Genomic DNA, 17,122 nt, shown 5'->3' on the forward strand with positions numbered 1-17,122 from the left:
TTATTTTTTTTAATTTTATTTAAAATTTTAGATTTCTAATAATAATAATTTATATTTTTTATATATAAAAAAAAAATTTTTATTAAATTTATTATTTTTTCCTCTCCCCCCCCCCATTTTAAACGAAACGAATATTTTAATGCTATTTTGCCAATTATATAGTCTATATTTATGAAAAATCTTATACTTCATTACCTATACAAGTAATCACAACTATTATAAACTTGAAAATTTATACCATTTCTTAAATCTGATACTCGTCAATGGGGTATCCCCATATCTGCTCTTCCCACCCTCCTGAGGAATGCCGTTACACGTAGTAGCCTTTGTGGCGTTTCTTACTACCTAACTCACACAAATACAAAAGACCGCAACATGCTCCTGAACAAACCTAACCACTGTATCAGTTTGAGAAGGAGTATGTTGAGGTCTTTCTTTCATCTGAATTAGATCAGAACGCCACAAGGCTACATAGCGTCACAAGTGACGATTGTATTGTACCTACAACCTATGCTATAATTAAACCAATAAAAGAAGAGCCATCGACGTGTAGCTGGCGTTAGGCTCATCTCAGAAATTCTAAAAGTGAAATTTGCCTAACGTGTTAAGGTGTGCTAGACCTTATACGTTAGGCTTTTTCATTAATTAATTTATTTAAACCAATCAATGAGATGTACTAGTAATTTTAGAATTAAAATCAATAGATCAACTTTTCTAAATTTTTTCACAGTACCACCTCCTCCCAAAGTAGGAAGAGATGAGCCTAACAACACGTCAATGACTCTTACAATTTTAATTATAGCACAATCTATTCGTACTGTTTATATAAACTTATTACTAATCCGAACAGCAAACTAAGCAAAGCGCAAGTTTGCAACTGATACCGCCACAAACACAAAAAGACCGCAACATACTCTTAAACAAACTTACCATAGGGTTAGTTTAAGAAGAATTATGTTGCGGTCTTTCCTTCCCCTGAGGAACGCCGTTACGAGTAGTAGCCTTTGTAGCGTTCCTTACTACCTAAATCACACAAATGCAAGAAGAGCACGGTGTGCCCCGAACAAACTAAGACTAAGTCACGTTCACTTGTATCATAATTGCATCCACTGTAAAAAGAGCACGGCATGTTCCTGAAGAAACATTATGAAATACCGTTTCTGAAGGAATATGCCGTGCTCTTCATTTGCTATATATCATTAATTGAACGTGACAATCATCAACAGGAGAGCACCGTGCTCTTCCCTTTGTCCTATATAGTTACGAACGCCACAAGGCTACATAGCGAAACAAGAGACGATTGTATTACCTCTATAACCTATGCTATAAGTTACTTATTTAATAACAAAAGTCGTTCAATTTCCAATACATTAGGGAAAATTAATCGTATCCCTTTTCTTTGTAAAGCTAAAACTTTACGAGCTTTCTTTTGTAATTCTCTTTCAAATCGACCGTCAACTCTGACAGGTTTTTTATAAATTCCATCTACGTATTCATTTTTAATGTATAGGATACTAACTGGACACATATTCTGAATTAGAAAAGCCTTCTCATACCCAAGAACTTCCCCAAATAAAATAGTGTCACATTTTCCATATTTATTAATCTTTGTATTATATATTTTCTGAAATTTATCTACTTGCGATGAAAAAGGTATCATCCAATATAATTTAGTTACTGTATCTAAAAAAGCATAAAAGCATGGTCTATCATGTGGCTGACCATCTATAGTTTCTTTATTTTTCATTAAGTGTGGATCTGGAAAATCTATAAAGTATTGATCTTTTATATAATAAAAGTGACCTGTATTCATAAACTCCTCCCTAAAAAATAGACCCCATTCTTTTGAATGGAGTCTAACTATTTGAGCTCGAACACTTATTGAGTCGCATATCGAGTAGCGACAACCATTTGAACTTAATCTTATTTTAGTTGCTTATTAAGTAACAACAAATATTAAAGATACTAGTATCTCTAATAACAGTATACGCATTGAAAAAAATAAAGTCAATTATAAAATCTATATCCTTCACCTGAGGAACGCCGTTACGAGTAGTAGCCTTTGTGGCGTTTCTTTACTGACAAAATCAGACAAACGCAAGAAGAGCACGGTGTGCCCCGAACAAACATTATGAAATACCGTTTGCGAGGGGTATACCGTGCTCTTCCCTTTGCTTCTATTTAGTTACGAACGCCACAAGGCTACATAGCGAAACAAGTGACGACTTACTTTTTGATCCAAGGCATCAATTTACGTAATTCGCCGCCTACTTCTTCTACTTGATGTGCTGCAGATTGTTTACGTTGTTCGTTAAGGTATGGGTAGCCTGCTGCATAGTCACCAAGGAATTGATCAGCAAATTTGCCATCTTGGATATCTTTTAATACACCACGCATAGCTTCTTTTGCAGATGCTGGGATTACTTTTGGTCCTGTAATATAGTCACCGAACTCAGCTGTGTTGGAGATGGATTTACGCATTGTTTCGAAACCACCTTCGTAGATCAAGTCGATGATTAATTTCATTTCATGAACACATTCAAAGTATGCATTAACTGGATTGTAGCCAGCTTCTACCAATACTTCGAAACCAGTTTGCATCAACGCACATACGCCGCCGCAAAGTACTGCTTGTTCACCGAATAGGTCAGTTTCAGTTTCTTGACGGAAGTCAGTTTCCAAAATACCGGAACGGCCACCGCCTACACCAGATGCCCATGCCAATGCCACTTCTTTAGTGTCTCCGCTTGGATCTGCGTATACAGCGTACAAGCAAGGAACGCCAGAACCTTCTTGGAATGTACGACGTACTAAGTGACCAGGTCCTTTAGGAGCTACCATGAATACGTTTACGTCAGCAGCTGGTTTAATTTTACCGAAATGAATGTTGAAACCATGAGCAAATGCCAAGTACGCACCTTGTTTAAGATTAGGAGCGATGGATTTTTCGTAAGTTTCTGCTTGCAATTCATCTGGAATCAAGATCATCACAACGTCTGCACCTTTTACAGCCTCGCCTGTTTCTTTGACTACGAAACCAGCTTCTTCTGCTTCTTTCCAAGATTTGGAACCTTCACGAAGACCGATTTGTACGTCCATGCCGCTTTCTTTCAAGTTCAATGCATGCGCATGACCTTGGGAACCGTAGCCAAGAACTGTAATTTTTTTACCTACTAATGCTTGTAGATTGCAATCTGCATCATAAAATACTTGTGTGCCTAAAATGTTACCTGCCATTGTGATAACCTCCTACTTTGTAATACATAATGATGTTTATAATTTACTAGATTTTCTAGTGAAATTCAACTGATTTTCAGCCTTTCGGCTTACGGATTTACCATACTTAGTATGATAAATTGGTATGATTAAAAATATCTTTGTACACTCTATAAAAACATTTTATGAAAGTACTTGTAGCCAAGGTCGATCTTGGACCCAAGTCACTTTCACAGACAAACCATAGAGCTCTGATAAAACCTCATCAGTAATGACCTCTCGTTTCGGCCCCGATTGAAAGATTTTGCCTTCTTTTAATAGTGCCACATGGGTCACTGTGGGAAGAATTTCCTCGATTTGGTGGGTCACGTAGATAAACGGACAAGGACTGTCCTGAGTCCCACGTTGATTGAGATGCCGGAGCAATTGTTCTCGGCTCGGTACGTCTAACCCATTGCATGGTTCATCTAAGATGAGCAAGTCTGGACTCGTCATCAAAGCACGACCGATTAAAACACGACGTTGCTCCCCTGTGGAAAGTACCCCAAAGTGACGATGTTCCAAATGTTGTAATCCCATACTTGCTAAGATGGCATCACAGCGTTGTTCTTCTTCCTCTGTCACTTCTCGATACACACCGATAGTGCCATGCGCTCCAGATAGCAAAATTTGTCGCACCGTTTCGTCTCGCATGGTTCGTTCAAATTGCCCTAAGGTAGAACTGACGAATCCGATGCGATCTTTCACGTCTTTCCACACGCATTGGCCAAAGGTATGCCCTAGGACACGCACCTCACCACGGGTGGCACAGGTATAGGCCATAATCATGCCTAGTAAGGTGGACTTGCCTGCTCCATTAAGGCCCAGTAATGCCCAGTTTTCCCCTGTGTTCACATGCCAGTCCACACCTTGCAAAATCGCTTCTCCATTGCGGACAAAGGTAACCCCTTCGTAATGTAACAACTCACCTTGCTTTGGTATAGCCATTACATTTTCTCTCCACGGCTCATAGCGGTGCAACCTGTTTTCGCAATTTCCAGAATGCCATATTCTTTCATAATTTCTATGAAAGCATCTAGTTTCTGCGTTTCTCCTGTAATTTCTATCACGATAGAGCTAGGTCCTACGTCAAGTACATTGCCACGGTACACATCTGCTAATTGGATGATTTGTGGTCGTACCGACACATCCGCTTTTACCTTGATAAGCATCAATTCACGGCGCACCACTTGTTCTGGAGAGAATACCTTCACTTTGATGGCATCCACTAGTTTGTAGATTTGTTTTTGGATTTGGTCCAATTGCACTTCGTCTGTTTCCACCGTTAAGGTAATCCGAGCTTGATCCTTGGGAATAGAAATGCCCGATGTCATTTGGGTTACGGAATAGCCACGACGATTGAATAAGGACAAGATTCTAGCCCCAATACCTGGTTTGTTTTTTGTAATCACTAACACTTGGTGTTGTTGTACTTTACTCATTGTCAGGGCCTCCTTTCAATCCCATCATATCTTTGGCTGTGCATCCCGCTGGGATCATTGGGAATACATTTTCTTCTCGTTCTACCACGCAGTTAATCACCACTGGCTCGTCAGATAGGATCAGGTCTCGCAATTGACTGCGCAACTCTTCGATGGTGGATAATGTCACCCCTTGTACGCCATAGGCTTTTGCCAAGGTTTCAAAGTCTGGGTTCACCTCTAAGTCTACAAAGGAATAGCGACGTTGATTAAACAACTCTTGCCATTGACGAACCATGCCCAAGAAACCATTGTTGATGATGACCACTTTCACAGGAATATTATAGGCTTTCAACAAGAGCAATTCTTGGCTGTTCATTTGTAAGCCCCCATCACCTGTGATGAGTACTACTTTTTTGTCTGGTTGTGCCACTTGTGCACCGATGGCTGCTGGCAAGCCAAAGCCCATCGTACCGGCACCACCAGATGTGATAATCGTATTCGGCTTGGAGAAAGTAATGAATTGAGACGCCCACATTTGGTGTTGTCCTACGTCTGTGACCACGATGGCGTTGCCTTTCACGATATTGTCGATTTCTTGAATGACCTTTTGTGGTAATAAAGAATTTCCCTCATGAGGTCGCACCCGAATTGGATATTCTTCACGCCATTCACGGATGCGTTCCAACCAACTTTCATGCGTTTGTGGAGTCAATTCATGATTTATTTCATTCAATACATGTTTCAAATCCCCAACGATAGGTATATCGATAAGTTTATTTTTACCAATTTCAGCTGGGTCAATATCTACGTGAATGATGGTAGCATCTTTGCAGAACTCCTTCGGTACCCCTGCAATGCGATCGTCAAAACGAATCCCTAATGCTAACACTACATCTGCTTCATTCACAGCATAGTTAGCATACACTGTACCATGCATGCCTAACATACCTAGCGATAATTGGTGTTCTCCTGGAAAGGACCCTAAGCCCAATAACGTATTCACTACTGGAACTTGGCATGTAGTAGCTAATTTGTAAAGTTCTTCTGTAGCATTCGATAATAGTACCCCATGACCTGCTATGATAAGCGGTCGTTTCGCACCTTTCAATAAATCGATAGCTTTCTTGATTTGTTTTGGATGCCCAATGTAATTCGGATCATAGCCTTCGATAGAAATTGGTTCATTAAAAATAGCTTCAAATTCTTCATAGGAAATGACATCTAATTGCGCATCTCGCGTGATATCTACCAGCACAGGACCTGGTCGACCGGTCGTCGCTAAGTAGTACGCTTCTTTCACAGTGCGAATCATATCTCGGATATCTTTCACCAAGTAGTTATTTTTCGTCACCGGCATGGTAATACCCACGATGTCCGATTCTTGAAACGCATCTTTTCCCAGCAAGTGGCTGCACACCTGACCTGTAATGGCCAAGAGAGGAATAGAATCCATGTGCGCCGTCATAATACCTGTCACTAGGTTCGTCGCCCCTGGACCAGATGTGGCTAGGCAAACACCACATTTGCCAGACGCACGAGCATAGCCGTCCGCTTCATGGGCCGCCCCTTGTTCATGACGTGCTAAATAATGGTTAATACCCTCGAAATCATAAATTTCATTGTATATAGGAATTACGGCGCCGCCGGGATAGCCAAATATATCTGTCACTCCCAAGCGCTTCAATGTTTCTAGGAGTATGCGGGCTCCTCGAATCATCTTCTGTTCACTCATAGTTTATCCTCTTTCTATATCCATTTTATTCATTAGTCATGTTCATTAAATTCATTAGAACTGATACGGTGAATCGTATATCCACGGTCCGCCATGGCAGCCGTAATTTTCTTAATATGGTCTTCTCCGTTCGTTTCTACGGTCACCACCAACTCCACTTCATGGAATCGGTCCAGGTTTTTAAACTGATTATGTTCTAGTTTGATGACATTCGCATTTTGTTCTGCTAAGATTTCAGACACCGCCACTAATTGACCTGGTTTATCTGATAAATTCACAGCAAATGTAAAAATACGACCTCGTACGACTAAGCCTTTAGTAATCATGGACGCAATGGTTAATACGTCGATGTTGCCACCGCTCAAAATGCTGACCACAGTTTTGCCTCGCACCCGTAGCTTTTTCAAGCCTGCCACTGAAAGTAACCCTGCATTTTCACCGATGATTTTATGTTTTTCCGCCAATAACAGGAAAGCTTCCATCAGTTCATAGTCGGATACGGTGACGATTTCATCCACATAGGTTTGAATGTATTCTAAGTCTCTTGTACCAATTAATTTCACAGCTGCCCCATCGGCAATGGTGCTTACAGATGGTAAATTCACAGGTTTTCCTTCTGCTACGGCTACTTTCGCACTAGCTGCGCCTTCTGGTTCTACACCGATGATCTTCACTTGTGGATTTTTCAGCTTCGCTGCTGCTGCCACACCGGAGATCAATCCGCCACCACCAATTGGTACTAAGATGATATCTGCATTTGGCAATTCTTCTAAAATTTCTAAGGCAATCGTTCCTTGCCCTTCGATGACATCTTCATCATCGAAAGGATGGACGAACACATAACCGTGCTTTTCTTGTAGTTCACAAGCCTTTTCATAAGCTTCGTCATAGACTTCGCCAGCGAGCACCACTTCTGCGCCGTATTGACGCGTCGCTTCTACTTTGATGAGCGGTGTGTGGCGTGGCATGACGATGACTGCTTTAATACCTAAGCGTTGGGCTGCTAGCGCCACCCCTTGTGCATGGTTACCAGCAGAGGCGGCGATAACACCGCACGCCTTTTCTGCTTCTGTTAGTTTAGAAATTTTATTGTACGCGCCCCGTAATTTGAAAGACCCTGTACGCTGTAAATTTTCCGGTTTAATATATACATCATTGCCTGTTTCTTGGGAGTACACAGAGCTATGAATTAATTTTGTTTTCACGGCGATGGTAGCGAGTCGCTCTCTAGCCTCCATGAAATCATATAATTTATGCATATAAACGTCCTTTCCTAAGTATGTATTTTATCTATGGAACTTTTCTTCCCTCGCAGATATATCTATCCTAACTGCGTTCCCTCATAGATAATTCTATACCCTGACTACATTCCCTCTTATGCTTCGTCTAGGATTTCGATAGCACCTTGTGCCGCAGAGGATACATGCATAGCATATTTTTTCAAGTATCCTGTCACATCTGATTTGTACGGTGCTAAATTTGCTTTTCTTCGTGCAATTTCTTCCTCTGAAAGTTTCACATTCAAGGAACGATTTGGAATATCGATTTCGATGATATCTCCATCTTCTACGATGGCAATCGTTCCACCGGAAGCTGCTTCTGGAGACACGTGACCAATGGATGCGCCACGAGTAGCACCAGAGAAACGACCGTCTGTAATCAAGGCTACGTCTTTACCAAGACCCATACCTGTGATTGTCGCTGTTGGTGTCAACATTTCACGCATACCTGGACCACCTTTTGGACCTTCGTAGCGGATGATGACTACATCGCCTTTCACAATTTTGTGATCCATGATTGCTTCAACTGCTTCTTCTTCGCTGTTGAATACTTTCGCTGGACCAGAGTGAACTAACATTTCTGGGTCTACAGCGCCTTCTTTGACAACGGAACCGTCGGGAGCTAAATTACCTTTCAATACAGCGATACCACCTGTAGTGTACACTGGGTCACTCCACGGATGAATGACATCTTCGTCTAGGACTTTCACAGTTTTAGCAATCGTACCTTGGTCCACCAAGCTCACAGATTTTGCACTTTCATGCAAGTGACCTTGTTCTTGTAAACGATGCATTACCGCATACACACCGCCTGCGGCATGTAAATCTTCGATAAAATATTTACCAGATGGAGACAATTTCGCCAATTGTGGTGTGTCCCCTGCAATGCGGTTGAAGTCGTCCAATGTTAAGGACACGCCAGCTTCATGAGCGATGGCTGGTAAATGTAAGGCTGTGTTAGAAGAACCGCCCAATGCCATATCGACTGCTACCGCATTTTCAAAGGCTTCTTTCGTCAACACATCTTTTGGACGTAAGCCTTCTTGTAACACTTCCATGACTTGCATGCCTGCACGTTTTGCTAGACGTAAACGCTCGGAGTAAACCGCTGGAATCGTACCATTACCTGGTAATGCCATACCCAATGCTTCTGTTAAGCAATTCATGGTGTTCGCTGTATACATACCAGAGCAAGATCCGCAAGTTGGGCATGCTACGTTTTCAATATGTTCTAATTCTTCTTCAGAAATGAGACCTGCTTCAAATTTACCTACTGCTTCAAACACATCGGATAAACCAATTTTTTTACCATTGTGCACGCCTGCTAGCATCGCACCACCAGAGACGAACACAGATGGCAAGTTCAAACGAGCAGCGGCAATCAACATACCTGGTACCACTTTATCGCAGTTAGGAATGAATACCATCGCATCGAATGGTGTGGCCATCGCAGAAGCCTCGATAGAATCAGCAATAATATTGCGTGTCACCAAGGAATATTTCATACCGATATGGTTCATCGCCAATCCATCACAAATACCGATGGTATTAAATTCCATAGGAATACCGCCAGCCTCACGGATGCCATCTTTTACAGATTGAACGAGATTTTTTAAATGCACATGACCTGGAATGATTTCATTGAAAGAATTGGCAATCCCGATGATTGGTTTTCCAATTTCCTCATTGATGAATCCTAATGCTTTTAATAATGAACGATGTGGAGCTCTTGTTGCTCCTTTTGCTACTCTATCACTGCGTACCATATGATGATCCTTTCTATTCTTGATATTATACTGGTTATAACACTTGTTATAGATATAAAAAAGAGCGATCCCTAGGGAATCGCCTTTTAATATATATGTATGCACGTTAATCAAATAGACTACAACAACCTAGATTCCTTATGCTGTACACAAAGAAACCTAAGATGGTAGCTCTACCGAAGAAAAGGCGACCTCTATGGAATTGTTAGTTCTAATGACGTTCACTACTAGGAACAGGACGAGCACGAGAATTGCTAACAATACCATGATAATCTCCTTTCTGTACGATATGCGTACGAATCTTAACTATAAGTGCAATACTTTAAAAATAAAATAACTGTCTACTATTGTAACACCTTTGTCCACTGTGTGCAAGTACATATCTATATTTTTTTACTCTTTCAGATGTGTTATTTTCCACAATTTGTTATACTATAGATTTTACTTCCCCTATACTGGTAACAGAGAGGGGGTGAACCTAATGTTATCCCTAATCATCACACTTTTTATCTCGATTATGGCAAATGTCACCGCTTACTACATTTGTAAATGGCTAGATCGAGTATTTAAGAAGTAACTAGCCTAGCCTTGTCAGCTATATAGACAAATAAAAACACCCAGGTCTGACCACCTGGGTGTTTTTTTGTGAACCTAATGTTAACTATTTTCACACTTTTTTCGCTTGCCTTCATTATATCATAATCATTAAAAAAGTAAAACCCCACGGTCCGCCAACCATGGGGTTTCTTTTGCTTGTAAATGGAAAGTCCTCAATTTCATTACATCTCTATTATATCACTTTCCTAGTATATAAAAAACACCCAGGTCTAGCCACCTGGGTGTTTTTTTGGTGAGCTTTATGAAATCACCATTACTCTTTTTCGCTTGTCTAAATTATAGCATACATTGCCAAAAAATAAAACTTTACTCTCCTAAAAAGCGTTTTGCTTCGCAATAGTTCACAATACCTTCTACTACTTTTTTAGCTTCACGCATAGCCAATACTACGGTAGCTGGTTTATGCACTACGTCACCACCTGCAAATACGCCTTGACGGCTCGTCATACCATATGGCATATCACGTGTTACCACATAACCAGACTCGTTCACTTCGATGCCATTGCCAGGACCCACTAAACGTGTGTTTGGTTTATGACCTATGGCCACGATGATTTTATCCGCTGGTAACGTAAAGTCTTCGCCAGTGCTTTTTACAGATCCATCTTCTTGTAATTCTTGTCGTGTAAATATCAACCCTTCCACGATATCTGAACCTGTCACTTCTTTTGGAGCGGCTAAGAATTCAAAATGAACGCCTTCTTCTTTTGCTTCTTCAAATTCAGTTGGATTCGCTGGCATTTGTTCTTCTCCACGACGGTATGTCACGGTTACACTTTCAGCACCGAGACGAACACAAGTACGAGCCGCATCCATCGCCACGTTACCAGCACCGATGATGACAACTTTATCACCTTTGTACACAGGAATTAAAGACTCTTCCGCTCTACCATTTTGCACTAATTGTACAGATGTCAACAAAGCCATCGCCTGTAACATACCTGCTTTATCATCACCAGGTAAAGAAATTTCTGCTGGTACATGTGTACCTGTAGCAATAAAGATAGCATCAAAGCCATCTTCAAATAAAGAATCTAAGTTGCGATCTGGACCGATTGTTACATTACACTCAAAAGTAACACCTAATCGTTCCAAGCTTTTTACTTCACGGCGTACAATTTTTTTGCCTAACCGGAACTCAGGGATACCAAATAACAAAATACCACCTGGTTCATCTTGGCGTTCAAAAACAGTTACATCATAGCCTAATTTTGCCATATCTCCAGCCACTGTTAAGCCAGCAGGACCAGACCCAATCACAGCAATTTTACCTTGGTCTTTACGGTTTGGTTTCACTTTACGAAGGCTATTGTCACTTTCAAAATCGGCTGCAAAGCGCTCTAATTTACCGATATTAATGGGTTTGTTCGCACGATTTAAAATACATGCCCCTTCACATTGTTTTTCACGAGCACACACACGGCCACACACCGCTGGCAAGCTGCTGCGCTCCGCAATGATATCGTTGGCTAAACCAAAATTACCATGTGCAATAGCTTGGATAAAACGAGGAATTTCATTTTCAATAGGACAACCTGTACGGCATAATGGCTTCGCACAGTTCAAACAACGCTTTGCCTCTGCAAAGGCTTCTTCCATCGTATAATCTTTATCAAATTCTAGTTCATGTCTTAACTCCATAAAGACCTCCTTGCACCACTCTGGTGACACACTTTCCCTTTACATACTCTATTTATAGATTCTTACTTATTTCGATATAATACGTATAGTATACCATAGACTAGCCATTTCCACTGTAACAATGGCTACACCCTTGCTGTATCTATGACTATAGGTATTCCTTTTCTTAGTGAAAGTACTAAAAGATATATCCTATAGTATACCATATGTACGCACTGTGTGTAACTATGTATTTTTATATATTATGCAACGATATCCATATCGTTTCACACACTTTGCAACGATAGACTATATACACATGATATAATTTCTAATAAACTGCTATACTATCGCATGTATAAGCATATGCAATGATACCCCAATCGTTTCACTATTCTTGCAACGATGCAAAAAAGAGGTCCACCGCATGGGTAGACCTCTATATTCATAATGATTAGTTTGCAGATGTAATGGTTCCTTTGAACGTTTCTGCAATGAATTGTTTGATGGCTTCAGACTGATAAATCTCTGCAATTTTTTTGTATGTTGCATTGTCTTTATCTTGTTCACGAGCTGCCAAGATCATCACGGCTAATGGCTCATCTTTTGGTTCTAAGTACAATCCTTTTTCACCTACGTTGATACCTGCACTTTGCACGTAGTTCATCGGAATTGTGGCTAATGTCACATCATCTAAACTACGAGGTAATTGTGCGGCCTCAAGTTCTTGAATTTTTAGGTTCTTAGGATTTTCCACAATGTCTGCTACTGTGGCTTTGAAACCAACGCCTTCTTTCAATTTGATAAGGCCTGCTCGTTGCAATAAGGCTAAGGCACGTCCACCATTCGTTGGATCATTTGGAATTGCTACTGTATCTCCGTCTTTCACATCGATAGGAGATTTTACAGAATTACTGTAGATACCCATTGGCATTAAAATAGTTTTGCCAATTGGCACGAGTTTAGAATTATTTTGCTTGTTAAAGTTTTCCAAGAACGGCACATGTTGGTACGCATTCAATTGGATGTCTCCATCTGCCAAGGCTTTATCTGGTGTGATGTAATCAGAAAATTCCACCACTTTCAACTGTATACCTTGTTTTTGTGCTTCCTTCGCTACCGCCTCAGCCACTTGTGCATGAGGACCTGCCGTAGCACCAATTTTAATTTCCTTCGGTGTGTCCTGCGTCGTTGTGGATGTGCCACAGCCCGCAATGCCTAACGCTAATATACCCACCAATAGGGGTGTAAATAATGATTTTAATTTCATAACCGAATCCTTTCATAACTACAAATACTACTAATAAAATTTATATTTCAATTCTGAGTATACAGAATATCATAAGAATCTTCTCTTGCCCAATATAAATTTTATTACACTATTAATAGGTAAAAACTATAATTTATATACATTAAAACTTTTTTTCATAGTCACAAATAATTGAATTTCTAAAATATTTAAGTTATTATAATCATGTTTTTATATGAAGGGAGTAACTATATGTCAACTTTTTACAAATGGCATAAGAGAATATCTATCTTTTCTATTATATTTTTTCTTATGTTTTGCATTACCGGTTTATTATTATTATTTAGAAATGAATTAAATGCTTGGTCTTTAGGACAACCCTCTCATAGTACATCTACCATGACAATGAGTCCATCCTCATCCTCTATATTTGATGCTGCAGATGCGGGTGCTGCATTGGTAAAACAACAATATCCATCCAAAGATATTTTGAATATTTCTCCAACCATGAATGGATCTAACCTATTACGCTATAGAATTATTGATTCATCAGCCACATCTGCCCCACCTGCACGAATGGGTATGGGAGGAGACTATACCTTATATAACCCAAATTCTAATACACTTGTTGAATCTCATCATGTCACCCCTGCGCATCCATGGGTACGAAGTGCACTACACACAATTCATGAATTACATACTCGATTAGCCTTAGGAAAATTTGGTATTTATCTTGTAACTATTCTATCTATGATATGCTTCTTATCCATCCTTAGTGGTATCTTTTTATACGGCCCTTTCAGTTCCGCCTATAAACGAAGTACACAAACATCAAATCGATTACAAATCAGCGCTCTGCATCGTGAATTTTCTATGATTGCTTCTGTTTGGGGAATTATATTATCTCTAACTGGTGTATGGATTGGTGGTTTTTTTATTGCTAATGATTATTACACAAAAAATGTAGCCTCTATAGCAACACAAGAATTAGCTAATCATACATCCGAAATTTTATCTCCTTCTGAAGCAATTCAACGAATCCTATCAACCTATCCTAATCGTCAACTTATTTCTATGGATTATCCATCAAAATTTAACAATTATCACTATGTCTTTTATTTAGGTAGCCAAAATGATGACGATCCTGCCATGTTTTTAGGTCAGCCTGTATATGCCAATTTATATAGTGATTCAACTCTCGATCAGTATGTAACAAAAGAAATTCCTTGGTATTTCACCGGAATGAAAACTATGATAAACTTGCATATTCATAATCATAATTCCATGGCATTAAAAATATTATGGGCTATTTGGGATATTATAGTCATCATTGGTATGGTATTAGGCATTATCTTAACGATTATGAAACGATATCATATCCCTATGAAAACTACATCTATAAAATCCACCTTATCTCCTACTCATATTTGGAGAATTCCTGCTATATCTAGTGTATTAATTGCTTGTGGTTTAATCATTCCAATGTGGCCTAATTCTATGACAGAAACAATTGGTGCTATCTGCTTATTGATTCCTTTAGTGCTCTTTATATACTCTTTATATCAACACTATACTCGAATACGAGAAACTCTATAATATATTCATGGTAGTCTTTCTCATAGCCTTATGAAAAGAAAAATAGAGGTCATTGTTACATTGTATAACTATGACCTCTATTGTTATGTTATTTTCCTTGCATCACCAATAACTGATTCACTTTTCGTTCTAACTCTGCATTTTTTTCTTCTAACTGTTGGATGCGCACCTCGTAATCGTTGGAAATCATAGGTTTCTTTTCATCTTTACCAATTCTGAAAGAAGCTCCTGCATTCCAAGATAGGGTATGTCCCGCAAGGCTAAGTCCAAAATTATAGAATCTATCTTTATTTGTATAATGGCCTATTCCTAATGCCACACCTTTTGTGCCTTTAAATTGGCCTACACCAGCCATGACTTGTGTTCGATCTGTACCATCATATGGTAAAGCTTTTAAAGCGCCTAAGGCAATGGCAGAGGCCCCCGCAATTTTTGCCGTATCATTTGCCTCTTCTGCCATGGCTTTCACCGTATGAACTTGGCTGACAATGCTTTCTGGTTTTAATCCCGTACCAGTATTCATTTTCTCGATTTCTTCAGGTGTATATCCTAGGGCATTTGTGATAGCTTTCAACTGTTTTACATTCACTGCATCTGTATCTTTGATACCCCCAGCTACATTGACAATTCTTCGTTTCATATCTGGTATATCTAAAGTACCATTATCAAATTGCATCGTGTATCCCTCTGTACCTACAGAAACGACACCTTCTGCTGCTTTCACCGCATCTCCTGAAAAAGCAGATGTACCATCTATAGCAGCACCACGGCCTTCGGTAGAAGAATACACTCCGATAGCTACACTATTCTTATCATTCACACGCGACCAAGTGCCTAGAGCCATACTACTATCTGCCTTAGAACCTATTTCTGAACGATTACCGATGGCTATACTATCTTCTGACAACGTAGTAGCATACCGTCCTAGAGCGATACTTCTTTTTCTTGCTGTCACCGCTTGGGAACCCATAGCAATGGATTCATCTAACCAAGCTCGACTGGCTTTACCAATGGCAATAGAATCCGTTCCATTTGCTCGAATGCCATTACCAATCCCTACCGCATCAAATCCATAGACTCTAGTGTCATTACCAATTGCCATCGATTGAAAGGCTAATTTTCCTTCATATCCATTGGGAATACTTGGAGTATCTTTTTTATCTTTTGACTCATCTAATGGTTTATAATCATCTACGTTCATTACATGTTCTGATTGATTCCCCACCTTTGTAGGCGTATCATGTGGTACCTCCCCTAATGCTTCATCATCTGTTAATTTACCCACATAGGAGCTAGTACCAATAACAATCCCTTGTTCTCCATTTTTTTCAATCATTGCTCCATAGCCTAAGGCAATCCCAAAATTAGCATCGATATTGTGATTATACCCAATACCAATAGGAGCACTTATCCGCTTATCTTTCGATCCAATCGTACCTTTACCAATCGACACACCACCAGCCGTATAGGCTGTGCTTGTATCTCCATTCTTACCTAAATTTACCTCTTCTGCTAGTACTGTTGACGTACACAATAAAGCAACCAACGTCGCTAGTACTACGTTCCTTCTCATCATTTTGCATGTTCTCCTTAGTATATAAATTATATAATGTTTTAATTTTATCACATATCGTTCTAATTCTGTAATATCAATGTCTCATAGTATGATCGATTAGTTGCCAGTTCCTCTAAGCGACTTACTAAAACTAAAGTATTTAGTTCTGCAAGGAGTTATATTGATAAACGAAATAACTTATACATAAAAAAGGAAGCTACTCTTATCTGTAACTTCCTTTTTATATCTGGTGCGCCCAGAGGGAATTGAACCCCCGACCTGCAGTTTAGGAAACTGTCGCTCTATCCTACTGAGCTATGAACGCAAGTATACATCTATTATAGTCTAACTGTACTCTCCCTAGCAATATGAAATCTAAAATAAGATTCGATATATATTATATATGCGTATATGTATGTGCATATCCACAATACAGAACATTTTTTCTAACCCATTAAGATTCAATAAAGCCTTATAGTACAAGGGTTATTCACTTTTTGTGTATAAGATGTGTATAACTATAGAGTTATTAACACTAAATACACAATGTATTAACAAGCTACTCACAACCTATACCCATAGTTATACACTGAGTTATCCACAGTTAGGTGGATAACTGTTCCATATGTACGATAAAAGTCTCTTTTTTGTTCTATTTTTACACTATACCCACTGTTAGTGTCTATCTACCCATGACATAGGTATATTATCTACTATACATCATACAATAGATAGACCTCTTTCATCCATCATACCTAACACAGTATATAAATATTATCATAAGAATGTACAAAAATGACGATATAGGGATGTACAAATTTCATTACATATCAGATACTATATATATGAAGGCATCAAAAAATAAAACTGAAACAAAAAAGTTATTCAAAATGTATCATCTATATATAACTAAGCTAAATAAACAAAAGGGTCCCTAAGGACCCTTTTTAATGGCTCTATAATAAATGTTGGGGCTACTCATATAAGAGTAGTCGCCAACATTCTTTTTTTGCAATAAAATAGACAT

General features: G+C 39.3%; 11 protein-coding genes and 1 tRNA gene. 1 reads left to right on the plus strand and 11 read right to left on the minus strand.

Going from position 1 to position 17,122, the window contains the following annotated elements; genetic code table 11:
* Positions 1-1,330: 1,330 nt before the first annotated feature.
* From cptIN to EO116_RS08030, 9 genes are all read right to left on the minus strand, one after another.
* Positions 1,331-1,813 (minus strand): type III toxin-antitoxin system CptIN family toxin, encoded by a 483-nt coding sequence (gene cptIN, locus EO116_RS07990; RefSeq protein WP_127161373.1) that lies wholly within the window; start codon positions 1,811-1,813, stop codon positions 1,331-1,333.
* A gap of 413 nt (positions 1,814-2,226) precedes the next feature.
* Entirely contained in the window at positions 2,227-3,237 is a 1,011-nt protein-coding gene (ilvC, locus tag EO116_RS07995; RefSeq protein WP_127161374.1) for a ketol-acid reductoisomerase, read from the minus strand.
* A 162-nt stretch (positions 3,238-3,399) separates the two neighbouring features.
* Positions 3,400-4,203: an ABC transporter ATP-binding protein gene (locus EO116_RS08000; protein ID WP_127161375.1), complete on the minus strand. Its 804-nt coding sequence runs from the start codon at positions 4,201-4,203 to the stop codon at positions 3,400-3,402.
* Positions 4,203-4,697, minus strand: coding sequence for an acetolactate synthase small subunit (gene ilvN, locus EO116_RS08005; RefSeq protein ID WP_126938427.1), 495 nt, complete (start codon positions 4,695-4,697; stop codon positions 4,203-4,205). The genes EO116_RS08000 and ilvN overlap by 1 nt, the downstream gene beginning before the upstream one ends.
* The gene (gene ilvB / locus EO116_RS08010; protein ID WP_127161376.1) at positions 4,690-6,411 is read right to left on the minus strand and encodes a biosynthetic-type acetolactate synthase large subunit; all 1,722 of its coding nucleotides are present in this window, start codon (positions 6,409-6,411) and stop codon (positions 4,690-4,692) included. Before ilvB ends, ilvN begins: the two co-directional genes overlap by 8 nt.
* Before the next feature lie 32 nt (positions 6,412-6,443).
* Positions 6,444-7,670 (minus strand): threonine ammonia-lyase, encoded by a 1,227-nt coding sequence (gene ilvA, locus EO116_RS08015; protein WP_127161377.1) that lies wholly within the window; start codon positions 7,668-7,670, stop codon positions 6,444-6,446.
* A gap of 116 nt (positions 7,671-7,786) precedes the next feature.
* Positions 7,787-9,457, minus strand: a complete 1,671-nt coding sequence (gene ilvD / locus EO116_RS08020) for a dihydroxy-acid dehydratase (protein WP_127161378.1) — start codon at positions 9,455-9,457, stop codon at positions 7,787-7,789.
* Between the two features lie 924 nt (positions 9,458-10,381).
* Complete coding sequence (locus tag EO116_RS08025) at positions 10,382-11,716, minus strand: NAD(P)-dependent oxidoreductase (protein WP_127161379.1); 1,335 nt, start codon at positions 11,714-11,716, stop codon at positions 10,382-10,384.
* Positions 11,717-12,149: 433 nt separating this feature from the next.
* Positions 12,150-12,965: a MetQ/NlpA family ABC transporter substrate-binding protein gene (locus EO116_RS08030; RefSeq protein WP_127161380.1), complete on the minus strand. Its 816-nt coding sequence runs from the start codon at positions 12,963-12,965 to the stop codon at positions 12,150-12,152.
* 291 nt (positions 12,966-13,256) lie between these two features.
* On the opposite strand from EO116_RS08030, the gene EO116_RS08035 reads away from it, so the two are divergent.
* A complete protein-coding gene (locus EO116_RS08035; RefSeq protein ID WP_240629155.1) occupies positions 13,257-14,540 on the plus strand; it encodes a PepSY domain-containing protein in 1,284 nt (427 codons plus the stop codon).
* Between the two features lie 88 nt (positions 14,541-14,628).
* Here the strand turns inward: EO116_RS08035 and EO116_RS08040 are convergent, their stop codons facing one another.
* The gene (locus EO116_RS08040; RefSeq protein WP_127161381.1) at positions 14,629-16,116 is read right to left on the minus strand and encodes a YadA-like family protein; all 1,488 of its coding nucleotides are present in this window, start codon (positions 16,114-16,116) and stop codon (positions 14,629-14,631) included.
* A gap of 227 nt (positions 16,117-16,343) precedes the next feature.
* A tRNA-Arg gene (locus EO116_RS08045) sits at positions 16,344-16,420 on the minus strand.
* Positions 16,421-17,122 lie beyond the last annotated feature (702 nt).

Source organism: Veillonella sp. VA137 (assembly GCF_003992015.1).
GTDB lineage: Bacteria > Bacillota > Negativicutes > Veillonellales > Veillonellaceae > F0422.

Bases quoted from the DNA above. Each gene is read 5' to 3' on its own strand.
- ilvN (WP_126938427.1), bottom strand. From the start codon at position 4,697: ATGAGTAAAGTACAACAACACCAAGTGTTAGTGATTACAAAAAACAAA.
- EO116_RS08030 (WP_127161380.1), bottom strand. From the start codon at position 12,965: ATGAAATTAAAATCATTATTTACACCCCTATTGGTGGGTATATTAGCG.
- EO116_RS08040 (WP_127161381.1), bottom strand. From the start codon at position 16,116: ATGATGAGAAGGAACGTAGTACTAGCGACGTTGGTTGCTTTATTGTGT.
- ilvC (WP_127161374.1), bottom strand. From the start codon at position 3,237: ATGGCAGGTAACATTTTAGGCACACAAGTATTTTATGATGCAGATTGC.
- EO116_RS08035 (WP_240629155.1), top strand. From the start codon at position 13,257: ATGTTTTGCATTACCGGTTTATTATTATTATTTAGAAATGAATTAAAT.
- ilvB (WP_127161376.1), bottom strand. From the start codon at position 6,411: ATGAGTGAACAGAAGATGATTCGAGGAGCCCGCATACTCCTAGAAACA.
- EO116_RS08000 (WP_127161375.1), bottom strand. From the start codon at position 4,203: ATGGCTATACCAAAGCAAGGTGAGTTGTTACATTACGAAGGGGTTACC.
- ilvA (WP_127161377.1), bottom strand. From the start codon at position 7,670: ATGCATAAATTATATGATTTCATGGAGGCTAGAGAGCGACTCGCTACC.
- cptIN (WP_127161373.1), bottom strand. From the start codon at position 1,813: ATGAATACAGGTCACTTTTATTATATAAAAGATCAATACTTTATAGAT.
- EO116_RS08025 (WP_127161379.1), bottom strand. From the start codon at position 11,716: ATGGAGTTAAGACATGAACTAGAATTTGATAAAGATTATACGATGGAA.
- ilvD (WP_127161378.1), bottom strand. From the start codon at position 9,457: ATGGTACGCAGTGATAGAGTAGCAAAAGGAGCAACAAGAGCTCCACAT.